Origin of the sequence: Oscillibacter sp., assembly GCF_032018205.1 — a bacterium.
In the GTDB taxonomy this organism is placed as follows: domain Bacteria; phylum Bacillota; class Clostridia; order Oscillospirales; family Oscillospiraceae; genus Oscillibacter.
Window position 1 is genome coordinate 132,316 of sequence record NZ_DALZOY010000007.1, and the last position, 16,564, is coordinate 148,879.

Annotated in this window: 14 protein-coding genes and 1 riboswitch; of the genes, 6 read left to right on the forward strand and 8 right to left on the reverse strand. The window is 57.7% G+C overall.

Translation table 11 applies throughout. The features are described from left to right. Window positions 1-527: stalk domain-containing protein (locus RTU96_RS07455; RefSeq protein WP_312635917.1), on the reverse strand; the 527-nt coding region annotated here is incomplete at its 3' end. A gap of 136 nt (window positions 528-663) precedes the next feature. Between RTU96_RS07455 and RTU96_RS07460 the strand changes: the two genes are divergently transcribed. Next, window positions 664-816 carry a hypothetical protein gene (locus RTU96_RS07460; RefSeq protein ID WP_312635918.1) on the forward strand — a complete coding sequence of 51 codons (153 nt, stop codon included), beginning with the start codon at window positions 664-666 and terminating at the stop codon, window positions 814-816. 30 nt (window positions 817-846) lie between these two features. Here RTU96_RS07460 and cysK read toward each other — a convergent pair whose 3' ends face one another. The 7 genes from cysK to RTU96_RS07495 all read right to left on the reverse strand — a co-directional run bounded on the left by cysK (window position 847) and on the right by RTU96_RS07495 (window position 8,099). Further along, complete coding sequence (gene cysK, locus RTU96_RS07465) at window positions 847-1,770, reverse strand: cysteine synthase A (RefSeq protein WP_312635919.1); 924 nt, start codon at window positions 1,768-1,770, stop codon at window positions 847-849. Window positions 1,771-1,824: 54 nt separating this feature from the next. Further along, a complete protein-coding gene (locus RTU96_RS07470) occupies window positions 1,825-2,580 on the reverse strand; it encodes a sulfite exporter TauE/SafE family protein (protein WP_397356647.1) in 756 nt (251 codons plus the stop codon). A gap of 5 nt (window positions 2,581-2,585) precedes the next feature. Further along, entirely contained in the window at window positions 2,586-4,121 is a 1,536-nt protein-coding gene (locus tag RTU96_RS07475) for an O-antigen ligase family protein (protein WP_312635920.1), read from the reverse strand. Between the two features lie 19 nt (window positions 4,122-4,140). Continuing rightward, a complete protein-coding gene (locus RTU96_RS07480; RefSeq protein WP_312635922.1) occupies window positions 4,141-5,157 on the reverse strand; it encodes a glycosyltransferase in 1,017 nt (338 codons plus the stop codon). A gap of 92 nt (window positions 5,158-5,249) precedes the next feature. Then, the gene (locus RTU96_RS07485; protein WP_397356649.1) at window positions 5,250-5,900 is read right to left on the reverse strand and encodes an HAD family hydrolase; all 651 of its coding nucleotides are present in this window, start codon (window positions 5,898-5,900) and stop codon (window positions 5,250-5,252) included. 259 nt (window positions 5,901-6,159) lie between these two features. After that, window positions 6,160-7,344 (reverse strand): methionine adenosyltransferase, encoded by a 1,185-nt coding sequence (gene metK, locus RTU96_RS07490; protein ID WP_312635924.1) that lies wholly within the window; start codon window positions 7,342-7,344, stop codon window positions 6,160-6,162. A gap of 103 nt (window positions 7,345-7,447) precedes the next feature. Continuing rightward, window positions 7,448-7,542: riboswitch (SAM riboswitch) on the reverse strand. Between the two features lie 107 nt (window positions 7,543-7,649). Continuing rightward, a complete protein-coding gene (locus RTU96_RS07495) occupies window positions 7,650-8,099 on the reverse strand; it encodes an Lrp/AsnC family transcriptional regulator (protein WP_312635925.1) in 450 nt (149 codons plus the stop codon). Window positions 8,100-8,377: 278 nt separating this feature from the next. On the opposite strand from RTU96_RS07495, the gene RTU96_RS07500 reads away from it, so the two are divergent. The 5 genes from RTU96_RS07500 to RTU96_RS07520 all read left to right on the forward strand — a co-directional run bounded on the left by RTU96_RS07500 (window position 8,378) and on the right by RTU96_RS07520 (window position 16,563). Then, entirely contained in the window at window positions 8,378-8,851 is a 474-nt protein-coding gene (locus RTU96_RS07500) for a hypothetical protein (protein ID WP_312635926.1), read from the forward strand. Beyond that, a complete protein-coding gene (locus tag RTU96_RS07505; protein WP_312635927.1) occupies window positions 8,842-9,405 on the forward strand; it encodes a hypothetical protein in 564 nt (187 codons plus the stop codon). Before RTU96_RS07500 ends, RTU96_RS07505 begins: the two co-directional genes overlap by 10 nt. A 385-nt stretch (window positions 9,406-9,790) precedes the next feature. Continuing rightward, entirely contained in the window at window positions 9,791-10,663 is an 873-nt protein-coding gene (locus tag RTU96_RS07510) for a rhomboid family intramembrane serine protease (RefSeq protein WP_312635928.1), read from the forward strand. 438 nt (window positions 10,664-11,101) lie between these two features. Continuing rightward, the gene (locus RTU96_RS07515; RefSeq protein WP_312635929.1) at window positions 11,102-15,931 is read left to right on the forward strand and encodes a cytidyltransferase-related domain protein; all 4,830 of its coding nucleotides are present in this window, start codon (window positions 11,102-11,104) and stop codon (window positions 15,929-15,931) included. After that, a complete protein-coding gene (locus RTU96_RS07520) occupies window positions 15,928-16,563 on the forward strand; it encodes a hypothetical protein (RefSeq protein WP_312635931.1) in 636 nt (211 codons plus the stop codon). The genes RTU96_RS07515 and RTU96_RS07520 overlap by 4 nt, the downstream gene beginning before the upstream one ends. Window position 16,564: the final 1 nt, after the last annotated feature.

Below are 16,564 nucleotides of genomic sequence, written 5' to 3' on the forward strand. Positions count from 1 at the left end.
GAAGCCACCCGGTTCAGCACCACGTTTCCCACGGCAATCCTTCCCTCCAGCGACTCCCCTCCGCTCTCGGCGCTGATGATGCGGGACAGCCAGTACAGCTCTTCCGCGTCATAGACGGCACGTGGGGACGTCACCGCCGCGCCGCCGAAGATCCCGTCCCACACGGCAGCCCCTCCGCAGGCCGTTGCGATGAGCCGCAGAGGAACATAGGTCCGCCCGTTTTCCACTGTCACAATTCCCTCGTATGTATATCCGTTCACCGTGACGGCGTCAAGAGCGGGATCTGCCGTCAGATGCCCGGTTTCGCTCTCCGCCACGGCCTCTTTCCGGGTCCCATCCCAGGAAAGCTCCCAGCCGCCAAACGCGTCCAGCAGTGTCCTCAGGGGAACGTAGGTCACGCCGTCCCTTATGTAATTCACCGAATCCAATATCTCGCCGTCCACCTGCACCCGCACCGTCCGGTTCGATCCGGCGGCCGGAACGGCGGCTCCCGCCGCCAGCGCCGCGGCCAGCATTGCCGCTGTCATTACGCGTCTCACTTTCCGTCGTCCTTTCCGCTCCCACCCCGACGGCACGGTATGCGCAGGGCCGGTGCTTCCGTATTTATGTGAATTTCCCATAAAAAGCATACAGGAGGTTACAAAAAGTTACAAGTTTGAAAAAATGGAAAAACTGGAAGCTTTAGGAAGCACAAAAAATGCAGTCCCGCTCCGTTTGGAACAGGACCGCATAAAAAGGTCAAGCAACTCAGGCGTCAAGCGTTTCGCAGAACTCGCACCAGCAGGCGCGATGCAACGGAAATTTGATTTCTCCTAAGCAAGTATGTACGAAAATTTTATGACTGTTTCAAAACATGGGCGTGGAGAGATATCGCTCTCCAGTGTCCGGCAGCAAGGCCACAACGGTTTTCCCCCGATTCTCCGGCCGCTTCGCCAGTTGAATCGCGGCCCAGATCGCCGCGCCGGAGGTAATGCCCGACAGCAGGCCCTCCCGCCTCGCCAGCATGCGTCCCAAGGCGTAGGCATCCTCGTCGGAGATAGAGACGATTTCGTCCAGCACCGCCCGGTCCAGATTTTTCGGCACGAAATTCGCGCCGATGCCCTGAAGTCCATGAGGTCCCGCGATTCCAAGGCTCAGCAGCGGCGAAGCCGACGGCTCCACGGCAACGATCCGCACGTTGGGCTTTTTCTCCTTGAGATACTTCCCAACCCCGCTGACAGTCCCGCCGGTGCCCGCGCCCGCCACAAAGATATCCACCTGCCCGTCGGTATCCGCCCAGATCTCGGGGCCGGTGGTGCTATAATGGGCCGCCGGGTTGGCGGGATTGTCAAACTGACCGCCTAAGATACTCCCCGGCGTGGCCTTTTGCAGCTCTTCGGCTTTTTTTACCGCGCCTGCCATGCCCTCGCTTCCCGGTGTGAGGACAATCTCCGCGCCGTAGGCCCGAATCAGGCTTTGGCGCTCCTTGCTCATGGTTTCGGGCATGGTGAGAATCACGCGATAGCCCCGGGCCCCACCCACAGCGGCAAGGCCGATGCCCGTGTTTCCGGAAGTAGGCTCGATAATGGTGCCTCCAGACGGGAGCCGCCCGTCCCGCTCCGCCTCCGAGATGATGCGCGCGGCCACCCGGTCCTTGGCGCTGCCTGCGGGGTTGAAGCTCTCCAGCTTTGCCAGCAGAACAACGTCCAGCCCGTATTCCTGTTCAATTCTGTGGAGCCGCACCAGCGGCGTGTGTCCGATGAGGTCTTCAATTCCTTCGTAAACGTTCATAAAGCCCCTTCTCCGCCTGCGGCGGCAATCCTTTCACGCGCGGCAGCCCGCCCGTCAGGTTAACAGCTTCCAAAGCTCGCGGACAAAGAAAATGGTCAGCACCGCCAGAATCACCGGTTTTACCGACTTTGCGCCCTTACTGGAGAAAAACCGCGCCCCTGCGTAATTCCCGGCGATGCTAAACAGCCCCGCCGTCAGCCCCAGCGTCAGCAGCACCTTTCCGCCAAGCAGGTACACCGCCAGCGCCGCCACGTTGGTGGCCAAATTGATGGCCTTGGTCACGCCGTTGGCCTTGCGCAGGTCCATGTGGGCCCCTCCGGTGAGAATCAGAATCAAAAACGTGCCCGTGCCAGGGCCGTAAAATCCGTCGTATACGCCGATGACCAGCGCCGCCGCAATCACAATGGCAATCGTTTTGCGCAGAGGAAATTCCTCCCGCTCCTCCGTCCCCTTCAATGCTTTTCCCCGCAGGACATACACAGCGGTAAGGGGCAGAATCACCAGCATGACAATACGAAATACTCCGTCGTTCAAAAGCAGCGCCAGCTTCGCCCCAATGGTGGAGCCGATCAACGCAAACGCCACCCCGGCGGATGCCTCCCGCCACGGGATATAGCCGCTGCGGGCATAGCGAAACGTGGCGATGGCGGTCCCCATGGCGGAAGATGTCTTGTTGGTGGCGATGGCGTTGTGTACCGGCAGTCCGGTCAGCAGATACGCGGGCAGGGAAATCAGTCCCCCGCCCCCGGCAATGGCGTCCACAAATCCCGCCAGAAACACCAGTGGGCAGACAATCAGATAGGTCAACAATTCACTCACCAGCGCGCCTCCTTCCCCTCTTCCCGTCCGCACAGCTTTGTTCCCGCGACACATAGAGCAAACACGAACCAGAATACGCTCATCACTCTGGGATAGTTCCACGGATAGTCCGCAAGGCCGCAGACCATAATGCCGCACAGAGCGGACGCGGCAGCGCAGGTCAGCGTGCGGGCGGCGGAATCGCCGCAATGGCGCACAGCCCGGGCCGCGTTTTTAATACTCAGCATCATGGCCCCTACAAAGGAAACCACACCCAGCAGCCCCGCCTCGATCCAAACCTGCAAATAGATGTTGTGGGCATGGACAAAGGGGGCTTTTGCGTGGTAAAGGTTGTTGTCCTTGATAAACTGCTGCACGGCGGCGGTTCCAAGTCCCGCCCCGGTGACGGGGGAGGTCTTGATGGTGGCAAGCGCCGCCTCGTAGAGGGGAATCCGCCCAGAGGTGGAGCTATCCTCCGTGTTGGTAATGGTCAGTATACGGTTTAAAATGCTGCTGGGCAGCAGCGGAACAGCCAGAATGCATCCGGCGGCAAACAGAGGCAGCAGCTTCGGCTTCCACAGGAACACCGCCGCCGCCATGGCGACGGCAATGCCCACCCAGCTTGCCCGGGAATAGGTCATGCCCAGCGCCGCCCCGCCCACGGCAAAAATGCCGAAGGAAGCCAGCCGGAAAACAGGACGTTTGGCGCACAGCGCCAGCCCCAGCACCAGCGGCAGCAGCAAAATCAACACCTGCGCAAAGGTATTGGGATTGTCGAAAAAGGACTCTACCCGTCCGGGCATCCCCGCGTTGGCCTCCAGATCCACAAAGGACTTGTTGATCTCCACGCCCTGAATCCGCTGATACACCGCGTACAGTGACGAAATCAGCACTACCCCGCTCCCGCCGGCGGCAAGGCGCTTGAGGTCCCCCGTACTCCGCACGGCGCTCACTGTCACCAGCACGCAAAGCAAACAGGTGGCGTGGTACATCAAAAACCGGGCAGAAAGTCCGGGATACGCGGAGAAAACCACCCCCAGCGCCGCCGCCAGAAACATTCCGGCGGCATAGGGGCCCACGGATTTTACATCCAGCCGGAAATCGCTGTGCCGCCGCATGGAGCCTACGTAGAACAGCGCCAGCAACAGCGCAAAGCCCAGAAAATTATAGGCGTTATTCCACCGCTCGAAGGGAATAATCCACAGCGCCAGAATGACCCAAAACTCTCCCACGGCGGTTTCATCCCCCATGGAAAAAGCAAGACGCGCAAAAAAACTCCCGTCAAATTGGGCTTGAAACGCCCGGTACAGCCGGTGGAGCAGTGCGCCCGGCAAATTAACAAGGGCACTCAGGACGCGGCAGGTCCGGCTGTTGCCCCACGACCGGGCCACGGCCCCCTCCCGGAAGAAGAAGCCACAAATACGCGACCCATCCATCAGACGCTCGCAGCCCCGGCCCAGCGCCGCCATCAAGCGGTGGAGGGCGCTTTGCTCATAGGCCCCGCACAGCGCGGCCCAGAGAGAAAAGAGAAAACTCTCCCGAATGGATAACATGAATGCAACCTCTCCGTTTCTATCTGCGGTTTTTCAGGCGGTAAAGCTGGGTCAGCGTGAAGAAGTGCCGCCCCTTTACCAGCCGGACCACCAGCCGCTTATTTGCCGACACGCCCTCCGGCGTCAGCGCCCCAATGGCTCGGGACATCTCTGGCCGGGCGCACAGCGCTTCCACTGCCCGTTGCTTCTCCCGGGCGGACCGGGGATTTCCTCTGGCATACTCGTTGCCAATGGCAATCAACAGACCTGCCCAGTTGGAGTTTTCCCTCCACTGGGGGCGGAGGGTTTCCAGATCGTTCCGTCCTACCAGCTCTTCCTTCCGCTCCATAAAGCGGCCGAAGACCCGCAAAAAGTCCGGCATGTACTTGTGGGTGGCGGAAGCGGGGTTAAGATAATAGCGATAAAGGGGCTGTTCCGTCACGGCAAGCCGCTTGGCGTGGCAGAAATACTCCATTAAAAACAACTCATCCTCCAGATACGCGCCCTCAAAGGTGATGCCCTTGCTTCTGAGAATCTCCCGTGAGAACAAAAACCGCCAGATAAAGCCGTTGAACACGGGCTGGGCCAGCCGATCCCCCAGCAAGGGGGCCACCACGCCCTGCCGGATGCCCTCCCCGTCGTACTCCCCGGCAGGGAGTACCCGCTCGGGCGTCTCGGTCCCATCGGGCAAACAGTTGAGATGCGCGCAGGCGGCGCTGTCCGCGTCCGCCCCCAGCCGCAGATTCCACAATGTTTCAAGGCACGAAGGCTCATAGCGGTCGTCCGCGTCCAAAAAGGCGATGTAATCGCCCTTGGTCTCCGCCAGCGCTAAATTCCGGGCGGCGCTCACCCCGCCGTTCTTTTCCTTATGAAGCACGTGAATGCGCCCGTCTCCGGCGGCACACCGGTCGCACAGCGCCGGGGAGCCATCGGTGCAGCCGTCGTCCACCAGCAGCAGCTCCCAGTCGGAAAACGTCTGATTTCTGACGCTTTCCACACACGCTTCAATATACTTCTCCGCCTGATACACAGGCACAATCACAGAGATTGCAGGCATGTTCCCACATCACTCCTTTATCCGCAGTTCGCAATGTTATAGTATAGCCCATTTTCTCCCGCCGGTCAACCGCGCCGGGTATGCCGCCGACCTCAGTTCAGCAGCAGGGCCGTCAACCCCTTCGCATCGTCCGCCAGCAGCTCCGCCCCGGCGCACATCAGCTCCTCCCGGTCCCGAAATCCCCATGTCACGCCGCACACACGAAGTCCCGCATTGTGCCCCGTCAAAACATCCACGTCGCTGTCGCCCACGTAAATGGTCTCCGCCTCCGAAACGCCCAGCGCCGAAAGCAGGGCGAACACCCCGGCAGGGTCCGGCTTTGCGGGAATCCCCTCCCGCTTGCCGCGCACCGCGTCAAACACATCTCCGAAGTAATGCCGCACCAGCGCGGGACAGAAATCGTCCGCCTTATTGGAGAAAACAGCCAGCTTTATCCCCGCCTTCCGAAAAGCCGCCAGCGCCTCCAACATACCGGGGTAGGGCGCGGTTTTATCCATTTTATGGGCGTCGTAATACTCCATAAATCGGCGGACGGACTCCGCCATTCCCTCCGGCGTGCGCGCTCTCTCCGGGGTAAAGCGCTCCGCCAGCTTGGGAATTCCGTTGCCCACCATATGGCGGATTTCGCCGCTTGTAAAGGTCGGCCAGCCGTTTTGTGCGCAGACATGGTTGGCGGCGTCCGTCAAATCGTCCAGCGTGTTCAGCAGCGTACCGTCCAAATCAAAAATTGCCGCTTTCAACATCATGCGTCCCCGTTTCTCTTAAAAGTTAATTCTATCCCCGGCGACCGCGCTTCCCGCTTGGCACGGATTTTACGGTTCTCTGCGCCGATGACAACACGGCCATCTTATCACACTTCCCCCGCTGGGACAAGCGCACCGTGCCATAAAAAGTCTTCGGTTTTTTCACCGGCTCCCCATCTTCGCCGGGTTTCTTCTTTGGGTTTTTCGCATAAACAGTACGCCGGGGAAAATTTCCCCGGCGTACCTGTTTTTTAGCTTCTTATTTCACAGCGGCCTTCAGTGCGTCCACACGGTCTGTGTCTTCCCACTTCACGCCAAGGTCCGTGCGGCCCATGTGTCCGTATGCCGCAAGCTTGCGGTAAATGGGCCTGCGCAGGTCCAAATCCCGGATGATGGCGGTGGGCCGCAGGTCAAACACCTTGCGAACAGCACGCTCCAGCACATCGTCCCCCACAGTTCCGGTGCCAAAGGTATCCACCAGAATGCTCACAGGCTGGGCCACGCCGATGGCGTAGGCCAACTCCACCTGGCAGCGCCGGGCAAGGCCCGCCGCCACGATGTTCTTCGCCACATACCGGGCAGCGTAAGCCGCGGAGCGGTCCACCTTGGTGGGGTCCTTTCCAGAGAAGCAGCCGCCGCCGTGGGGCGCGCTGCCGCCATAGGTATCCACAATGATTTTCCGGCCCGTCAGCCCCGTGTCGGCCGCGGGACCGCCCTTGACAAAACGACCGGTGGGATTGACGTAATATTTGGTGTCGCCGTCCAGCATATCGGCGGGAATCACAGCCTTGATGACATGTTCAAGCATGTCTGCGCGGATAGTGTCAAGGGACGTGTCCGGGTCGTGCTGGGTGGAGATGACCACGGTGTCCACCCGCACGGGGCGGTTGTTTTCGTCGTATTCCACCGTGACCTGACTTTTGCCGTCGGGCCGGAGATAAGAGAGCTTTCCGCTCTTGCGCACCTCCGTCAGCCGCAGGGCAAGCTTCTGAGCCAGAGACAAAGGCAGGGGCATCAGCTCCGGCGTCTCGTCGCAGGCATAGCCAAACATCATGCCCTGATCTCCCGCGCCGTTGGAAAGCTCCCCGTCGCCGGACGCCTTGCTCTCCAAGGACTTGTCCACACCAAGGGCGATGTCGGCAGACTGCTCGTCGATTGAGGTGATGACGGCGCAGGTGTCGCAGTCGAACCCGTACTTGCCCCGGTCGTAACCGATCTCCCGGACCACCTCCCGGGCAATTTTGGGAATGTCCACGTAGCAGGAGGTGGTGATCTCGCCCATTACGTGAATAAGACCCGTGCAGGCCGTGGTTTCGCAGGCCACGCGGCCCTGAGGGTCCTGCTCCATGATCGCGTCCAGCACCGCGTCGGAAATCTGGTCGCAGATTTTATCCGGATGCCCCTCGGTCACGGATTCGGAGGTGAAGAGATAGTGTCTTGCCATGATAAATTCGTCCTTTCTGTTGTTCCAGCCGCCGTTGGGCGGCGCCGCCGAAGCGCAAAAACGCACACCTTCCAACAAAGAAAGTGTGCAAAAGTTCTTTTGCTCCTCATCTGTCGGATTCCGCCGGATTTGGCACCTTGTCAAAGACAGGTTGCCGTGGTTTCATCGGGCCGTTCCCTCCGCCACTCTTGATAAGGGATTCAATTGTGAAATTATCATATAAAATCTTTTCCCAATTGTCAAGCCACAATTCAAAAAAATTGTTATTTTTATAAAAGCATGGCCTGAAATTGGAAATTTAAAAATCAGTTAAATGAAACCGGGCTGTCTTTCCCAGGAACCCCTTTTACAAGATACACGGTCATAGAGTCCAGATATTTTCTGATATCACTGTTATAAAAAGCCATAAGTGCATCTACATCCCTGCAATAAAATTCAAGCAGCACTTCTTTTCCTCCACTGATAATGGTTTCGCACCGGGTAACCTCCGGCACGGAGGAAATGTAAGTATAGAACCGATCCAGCATTATATGGTATACCCCGCCAATGAGAAATCCGTGAACACCGATTCCCACTTTTTCCGGATCAATCAGGGTCTGGTATCCCCGAATCACGCCTGTATCTTCCATCCGTTCAATTCTTCTGTTCACGGCGGTTACGCTCAGATGCACTTCCTTAGCAATCGCACTCAGCTTCGCCTTTGCGTTTTTCTGCAACAATGCCAATATGTTGAGATCGAGGTCATCCAGAGACATGTATGTATCCCCCAAATTTCTCAGCTATCCGCCATATCAAGCTGGCATAAAAGCCGCGACAATATTATATAGGAATCAAGGTTGAAATTCAACTTATTTTATATGCTTTTTCATATAAAATACAGGGGTTTTTTACATAAAAGCGCTTCCCCACGCAAGGTTTAACATTACAATGGGCAAATCCGCCTGCTATAATATTTCCAATGGGCAGGATGGTCCGGCGGGTGTACAACGCCCGGCTAAGATGCCTAAGTCTGTTTTAGTAGGAGGCGTGTAACTTGCGCAAAATCAAAATTGAGTTTCCCAAAGCCAATATTACCGTCTACGCAGCGGTCATCGAAGACAAGTATCCAGCCCTTGCGAATGAGTTTTGGGAAAAAATTGCAGCGCCAATGGAGTGCGAAGCCCACAACACCCTGTCCACTGGCGACTATGTTCAGTGCCGTCCGATTCCTCCATATCATGTTCCCAAATATGTCGGCGACCAGTCCAATCCCTTGGGGGGCACGGATGTTCCCGCCCTCTGCGACTGCTCCAACGGTGATATCGCATGGTCCGGCTGGTATTTCGCCATGACTTATGGCCCCTGCTCCGAGCCTCTGCCCAACATGGGTCCAATTATGGCAAGGGTCGAGCCGCAATATCTCGAAGCATTCCACCGTGGCGGCATGGATTGCTGGAATCATACTTACCTCTATCACGAGCTTGCTACGGTTATTTTCAGCAGAGGGGAGGAAGTATCATGGCAGTAAATTGGAAAGACCTGAAGCGAGAAATCCATAACGAGGTGGAAAAGGTTTGGTTTCATGAGCCTGCCGAAGTCACCATGAGCAAGCTCGGGATCTTCCCGAGCGGCGCCGGCACTAACAACCAATATCTCGGAAATCTGTTTTTTCTTAACGCCGACACGCAGGCAATGGGCTGGTGGACCATCGAACCCACTATGTACTGCGTGCTGGGCGATGAAAAGTTTTCTCTGGATATTTGTAAGCAACTCTTTATCTATCTCAACGGGCCGATCGCCCATCTTTTGGGTGACGTGCTGGAACCCAATTGCCCGGCCCCTTGGCTGAACATGCCCAAATTTGCTTATTTCCACGACAGAATTGTGGAATCCTATGCTACCATTGAAACCAAAGAAGATCTCCGCGATTTACTGTGGTCCTGGTTCTGCTATGTCAATCGGATCAACAGTTGGTTCTACACCGTGCTTCCCTGGGAACTGGGCAAAAACTTGCAGCGCAAAGATGTGGACGATGTGCAGCAGCTAGCCGACCTTCTCGGCTACAAGCTGGAGCAAAAATAAGCGCTCTTTCCGCATATGGATTTTTCTATGTCCCAGTGCGAAATCCTGCCTGCTTTGCAAAACTCCGCTCCTACACAGCAATATGCCCAGCGGAAAGGCGGCGCAAATCAGGCCGGATATTATTTCATGCAAAAAGGACGGGCAGAGCATAGGCTCTGCCTGTCCTTTTTATACTCTGCATCAAAGCGTCCATTTATTGCCTAATCATGGCTACCTATGAATCCCTGCGCACCGAAGGCAATCGGCGCAGGTTTGGCATAAGTTGCAAGGCTGCGTCCAATTATTTCCTTTCTATATAAGAAATTTAAAAATTATACATGACTTTTCCGTACAACCCGGTTATAATGTCTCTTGTATTTTACCTGTATGCTTGGAGGGTCCTGCATTGAAAAAACTCAACAGCGCGGTGGATCGGTTCGCCTATAACCACCCCCGGTTCGGTATTCCCAATCTGATGAAATATGTTGTGGCGGGCAATGTGATTGCGTTTTTGCTGCTCCAGTTCAGCAGCAGCGCCGCCGTTTCCTTCCTCGCCTTTGCCCCTCACTATGTGCTTCGTGGGGAAATCTGGCGGCTGGTGACCTTTATTTTCTTGCCTGTCAACGCCGGCAACGTTTTCTTCCTGATTCTGTCTCTTTATTTTTACTATTGGATCGGGAATCTTTTGGAACGGGAATGGGGCACCCCAAAATTCACTCTGTACTATCTTTCGGGGATGGTGCTGTCTGTTCTGACGGGCTTTATCGTCTATTTCACCGGCGGCACCGGCATTATTTACGGCGCTTCCTATATTAACCTCTCCATGTTCTTTGCCTTTGCCGTGCTGTATCCGGACCTTCAGATTCTTCTGTTTTTCATCATTCCCGTGAAGGTGAAATGGCTGGCGTGGCTGGATGCTGCACTGTTTGCCGTGAGCGTTGTCTCCTCGGCCTTCCAATTGAACCTGCTGGGCGCACTGCTGCCGCTGGTGGCAATGCTGAACTTCTTCGTCTTCTTCTGGACGGAAATTACCGGCGCGATTTCCCGCCAGCGGGGTTACGCCGCCCACGCCAACTCTCACCGCACCGTCCAGTTCAAGTCCGCCGCCAAGAAGCAGGAAAAAAAGGCCAGAGAGCAGGGCTATCAACACAAGTGTTCTGTCTGCGGACGGACGGACGCGGAGTACCCAAACCTCCAGTTCCGGTACTGCTCCCGCTGCGCGGGCTACCACTGCTTCTGTGAGGATCACATTTTTAACCACGAGCACTTTACCTCTTGACCGTGGTCAAAAATTTTCGTGGTCAAATTTTTAAATATCTAATTTATCGCTTGCGGGCGATGTAGCCAAAGGCCCCGGGGAAGTAAATTCCCCGGGGCCTTTGCGTTTGTCTTTTTCTCCGGTTCCACGCAGAATGCACGCTTTTCTTTAAAAGATTTTCCCAATGAGAAAGGACAGAAGCAGGATATTTTTGCCGTTTTCCCTAAAACCCGAGAAAAAATTCGGCAATTCCGCCAAAGGTGAAGAAAAAGCCTCCGCCGCCTTTTGTGTGGGGCAAAATCGCTGTATAATAATCAGAACGCTGCAATCATACGCGATTTTAACAATATGCCGCGTGGGCGTCTTACGCCTTGGCAGCATCACACCAATATGGGCGGAATTTCCGCCCGCGCCGCCGGACGCGCTTGCGGACCCGGACGGGCGGATCGGAGGAAGTTTATGGATCGTGTCAACCCGCTGACGGAGAAATTAGTTCGTGCTTTTTCATCGCAGACCTTTTTGCGCAAGCTGGCCATGAGCGGGGGGGACGCCGCCGCGCTGATTTTGCCCCGGGAGTGGGACGAGGCGCTTGCCCCTCTGGGTGCCCTTGAAAAGCGGCTGACCTGCGAGGATGTGCTGGCGCTGGCTCTCCCCCTGCTGAACCGGCTGACGATTCCCCCAAAAGAGGGCTGGATGGACTATGCCTACCGCGTGGCGGTGTCTTTGCTGTATGATTCACCGGACATGGAGCACACCGCCAAGCAGCGCGACGGGGCTTTATGCTATCTCAACATTTTGCAGGTCCTTTTGGACGCGGAGCGGGAATACCTTCCTTTTGACCCCCAGTTTGACTTTGCCTTTTGCACGGAGGAGGAGCTTTCTCACAGTGGCACGGCGGAGGAATACCGCCAGTTTTTAGTGCGCTTCCGGGGAGAGTATGTATACGAAGCCATGCGCCTTGGCCGAGAAGTGACGCCTTTCCGCACGCTGGAGCACATTGCCGGGGTTCACCATGTTGCCATGAGTATCATGCGGCCCTACCATGCGGCAGGCGGGTCTGTGGACCTGCCGCTGCTCTCCGCCGCCGCTGCGGGCCACGACATCGGAAAATTTGGCTGCAAGGCCGGGGAGCGAGTGCCCTATCTCCACTATCACTATACCGACCAGTGGTTTTCCCAACGGGGAATGGAAACCATCGGACTGATCGCCGCCAACCATTCCGTGTGGGATTTGGAGCTTGAAAACCTGTCCTCGGAGTCCTTAGCGCTGGTGTACGCCGACTTTCGGGTGAAGCAGTCCCGCGATGAAAGCGGGCAGGAGATTGCCCGCATCTATTCCATTCAGGAAGCCTTTGACGTAATTCTGGAGAAGCTGGACAACGTGAGCTACGCCAAGGAGCAGCGCTATCGCCACGTCTATGCAAAGCTTTTGGATTTTGAGAATTATGTCCGCTCCTTTGGCGCGGACGTGGACCTTGCGGGAAACGACGCCCCGCCGCCGCCCAAGCCCGACCCGGCGCTGATGCGCCCGGATCAGGTGGCCGCCGCTCTGCGGCTGACGGCGGTGGACCACAATCTGCGCCTGATGCACCGACTGGGTCACGAGCGGCTGTTTGCCAACATCCTGGAATCCGCCCGCAGCGAGCAGAGCGCCGCAAGGCTGGGCGCGTATCTTGGAATTTTCGAGGAATATTTCACCTATTGGTCCCATTCCCAGAAGGAGCAAACTCTAGAATTTCTTTACGACCTACTGCTGATTCCCGACGGCAGCGTCCGCCGCCGCGCGGCGGCACTTCTGGGCCGGGTGCTGGCGGGCTTCAACTCCGGCTATAAAAAAGAGCGGCCCGGCGGGGCGGAGCCGGACCCGTCGGACCGGCGTCCCTTTGTCCTTTGGAAGGAATACCTCTCCCGCCTGATTTACCCAGACCACCGGCTGACCCCCGCCCAGATCAGCAAAATCCGCTACGCCGCCAAGCTGACGGTGGATTCCCTTCTGTCCCACGCCTCCGGGGCCGACCGGTGCATCTTTGCCGCCGAGCTGTTCCGCCACTACGCCGACCCCCGCGCCGTGGAGAAGGGGGCTGCCTTCGCCCTGATGGACACGGTGGTAAGCTTTCCTCTGTCCCAGTGCGGAGGAGACGAGCTGCGGACTTTTGCCAACTTTGCCCTGTACTGGCTGGAAAACGGCGCAGAAAAGCAAAAGGCCGCCGCCATGCGCCTTTTGCGCCACCTGCTGGAGGCCCTGCCGGAGGGTGCGGAAGCGCGGACGCGCATCCGTGCCGCCGTGGCGGAGACGGATTGCGGCGTAAGCACCCCCCTTCTGTTTTTGCAGAGCCAGCTAGGCCGCCGTCTGGGGCTGGACACGGCGGAGCAGGACGGCTTTTTAAGTCGGCAGAGCGCCGTCAGCGGCGTATTTCTGGATAACCTTAAAACCGCCACCCCATGGATTTTGAAGGCCGTGGGCGTGGAATATCTGCTGGAGCAGGTGGAACTGGGCAACCACCAAAACGTGCTCCACATCGCCACTCACTTTTCAAACCTGATGAAGGTCAGCGAAAACATGGTGGTCCGACAGGCGGCGGGCGCCTCCCTTTTAAGTCTTGCTCCGGTGCTGACGCCTGCGAGGCGAAATGAAATTGCCGTGGAGCTTTCCAAATCTCTGGAAACCGGGGATGCAGACAGCTCGAAATACATCCCCGAATATCTGGGTCGTTTTTCTCTCTGGCGGCCGCCGGGAGAGCTGGACGAGCTGGTGGGCCAAATGGAATTTCTGCTCTCCACGCCCTTGGCGGGAGTGGTATCGGCGGCGCTGCGAACCGTCGGCTCCATGCTGGAATACTACGCGGTATATCAGCAGCGCTTCAACGAGGACGAATACGCCGTCTCCGCCCGGCGGGACCGGCTGGCGGGTTTATTGCTGCGGGGGCTTGCCTCCTGCCGGGAATCTGTCCGCCAGACCACCCTTCATATTCTGGGAGACGGTTTGTTTGCCTCCGACGCTTTGGACTATGAGGACAAGGAATCCCTGTTTGTCCTGATGTCCAAAAAAATTCTTTTCTTGATGGACGAAATTCAGGAGCGGGAGCTGACGTTTTTTTACGCCGCCGCCACCCTCTCCCACATTTACCGCTTCATTCTGGCCCACGAGCTGGACGACGGCCCCTTCCGCTTTTCTCCCCCACCCGCGGCGGCGTTTTTTCCCGGCACCTTTGATCCCTTCTCCCTGTCCCACAAGGGAATTGTGCAGGCCATCCGGGATTTGGGCTTCGAGGTCTACCTTGCCATCGACGAGTTCTCTTGGTCAAAAAAGGCGCAGCCCTCTCTGGTCCGGCGGCAGATTGTGTCCATGTCCGTGGCAGATCAGTTCGGCGTGTATCTCTTCCCCCACGACATTCCCGTCAATTTGGCAGATCCCCAGAGCCTGAACCGCCTGCGGGAGGTTTTTTCCGGGCGGGAGCTGTATTTGGCCGTGGGGTCCGACGTGGTGGCCAATGCCTCGTCCTACCGGGCGGCCCCCGTGGAAGGGTCCGTACAGCACCTTAACCACATTGTTTTCCGCCGCTCCAGCGATGCGGAGGGAATTGAAATCGATCCGGATTTGAGCTGCATTCAGGGCAAGGTGCTCCAATTGGAGCTGCCCACCCAACTGGAGGACATCAGTTCCACCCGTATCCGGGAAAACATCGACCTTGGCCGGGACATCTCCAATCTGGTGGACCCCACGGTGCAGGATTATATCTACCGCAACAGTTTGTATCTCCGGGAGCCGCAGTATAAGCACGTTCTGCGGGCCAGCGATTTGGACTTCTCCTTCGCGGAACGGCCCGACCGGGACCTGCTTGAGGAGCTGTACGCCGCCGTGGGCGACGAAACGCACCTGTTCACCCATCCCGAGCAGGGCGACTCCCTCATGATTCTCCGCTTGCAGGGGCCACGGCCCCGCGTGCTGGGCTTTTTGACATTGCGCACGGTGAACACCGCCACATTGTACGACGCGCTGGGGAACGCGGGCCTTGCCGACTACGTGCGTAAACGGACGGCCGGACGCATCGCCCTTTTGACGGGGCTGTATATCGCAAAGTCCTGCGGCGCGGCCTACGACGTGGGCCAGTTGCTGCTGACCGAAGCGCTGAGCCGGGCCATGGTGTCCGACTGCGGATACGCCGTGTGGCGGCCCGCCTCGGGGAAAATTGACCCCGTGACGCTGGACCTTTTGCAGCGGCAGGGCTTTGTCTTGGCGCCCCAGAGCGACGCGGGGCCGCTGCTGCTAACGGACATGCGCTCCCCCTCTGTGCTGATTCAAAACATTCCCACCACCCTGAAAGAGCCGTTTGCCTCCAATCCGCAGGTGCTTTCCGCCGTGCGGAAGGCCCACGAGAATTTCCAGCGGGCCATCTGCAATCTGTATCCCGGCGTGCTGGTGCTGTCTCTGAACGCGGAGGTCATCTACCACCGGCTGGTAGGCCGCATTGTGGAACTGAACGGCGTTCCCTCGGCGCCCACCCACCCCCGAGTGCTGGGTGAAAGCATGTGTGTCCCCTTCGGAAAAATTCTCCGGGGCAACGCCATTCCCAACACCGTCACCAAAACCATCCACACCGACAAGGTGTTCGCGCAGGATTTAAGCTCCTTCACCATCGCCCCTTTCCCCCGATACGCGCCGCTGGAGAGCCAGATCCGCACCGTCAAGGCGTTTCACCGCCCGGTGATTCTGGTGGATGACCTGCTTCACACCGGCAACCGCATCAACGCGCTAGACCCCTTGTTTCGGGCGGAAAATCTGGAGATCGACCGGGTGCTAGTAGGACTCTTGTCGGGCCGGGGCCGGGATTTAATTCTCTCCAAGGGGCGGAACATCGACTGTGTGTATTTCGTGCCCAACATGCGCTCGTGGTTTGTGGAGTCCACCATGTACCCCTTCATCGGCGGCGACACCGTGGCCCAAAGCGGCGAAGACCAGCCCCAGCTCACTCCGTCCATCAACATGATCCTCCCCTATGTCTATCCCCGGTTTTACCGGGGCTGCGCACAGGCGGCAGTGTTTAACTTTTCCCGCACCTGCCTTGAAAACGCGCGGGATATCCTGCTGACGCTGGAGGGCGAATACCGCCGCACCTATGCCCGGAATCTGACCCTTTCCCGGCTCAACGAAGCCGTGATTCTGCCTCTTGCCCCGGACAAGGGCCGGTGCCTGCACTACGACATGAACCTCTCCGCCTCCCAGTGCCTTGAAACCGATCTGCGGCTGCTGCTGCGGATGGAGGAGATGGAGAGGGGGCCCCGGCAATGACGAGGAAGCAGACGGCGGCGGCTCTTTGGATGACGGTGATGGCCGCTATCGGAATCTGGGGCTTTTTTAACTTCCGGGATAACAGCTTAAATTACCGGCTTAAGAACGCACAGCACGCGGAGGGTCTTCAATATCTTCCGAACTTTGTAAACAACCGCGTGTTTTCCTCCGGCTTTGACTGGGACGGAGAGACGGAGGAAATTACGGTGGTCATTCCCGACACCGTGGAATTCTATAACTCCTCCAGAACCTTCCGCGTCACAAAGCTGGGCGGCTTTTTCGACAGAGATGTTCCCTGCGCGTTCGGCCCCATGCTGCCGGTGGGCAGTCAGGCAGGGCAGACAATTTACTCTGATTCCGAGGATCTGGAATCGGCGCGGGAGCGATACCCAGATGCGCCTGTGCGGGACTTGACTGTGCATCTTAGCGTGGGGCGGTATGTCTCCGAAATCCCGCTGCCTGCCGCTTCCCTGCTCTATCGGCAGCGGGAAACGGACGGCGCCATCTGGCGTGTGACCTATTGGGTGGACTGCGATGAAAACAACCAGACCTTTTATTCCGAAGACGGCAAGCTGTATCTCTGGGCGGACGACACGCCCGTGACCCAGCTTACCTATGGGGAGGATGGATAAC

Excerpts from the sequence above, each read along its gene's own strand:
- RTU96_RS07460 (WP_312635918.1), top strand. The coding sequence starts at position 664 with ATGGAAAAACTGGAAGCTTTAGGAAGCACAAAAAATGCAGTCCCGCTC.
- cysK (WP_312635919.1), bottom strand. The coding sequence starts at position 1,770 with ATGAACGTTTACGAAGGAATTGAAGACCTCATCGGACACACGCCGCTG.
- RTU96_RS07475 (WP_312635920.1), bottom strand. The coding sequence starts at position 4,121 with ATGTTATCCATTCGGGAGAGTTTTCTCTTTTCTCTCTGGGCCGCGCTG.
- RTU96_RS07480 (WP_312635922.1), bottom strand. The coding sequence starts at position 5,157 with ATGCCTGCAATCTCTGTGATTGTGCCTGTGTATCAGGCGGAGAAGTAT.
- RTU96_RS07485 (WP_397356649.1), bottom strand. The coding sequence starts at position 5,900 with ATGTTGAAAGCGGCAATTTTTGATTTGGACGGTACGCTGCTGAACACG.
- metK (WP_312635924.1), bottom strand. The coding sequence starts at position 7,344 with ATGGCAAGACACTATCTCTTCACCTCCGAATCCGTGACCGAGGGGCAT.
- RTU96_RS07495 (WP_312635925.1), bottom strand. The coding sequence starts at position 8,099 with ATGTCTCTGGATGACCTCGATCTCAACATATTGGCATTGTTGCAGAAA.
- RTU96_RS07505 (WP_312635927.1), top strand. The coding sequence starts at position 8,842 with ATGGCAGTAAATTGGAAAGACCTGAAGCGAGAAATCCATAACGAGGTG.
- RTU96_RS07515 (WP_312635929.1), top strand. The coding sequence starts at position 11,102 with ATGGATCGTGTCAACCCGCTGACGGAGAAATTAGTTCGTGCTTTTTCA.
- RTU96_RS07520 (WP_312635931.1), top strand. The coding sequence starts at position 15,928 with ATGACGAGGAAGCAGACGGCGGCGGCTCTTTGGATGACGGTGATGGCC.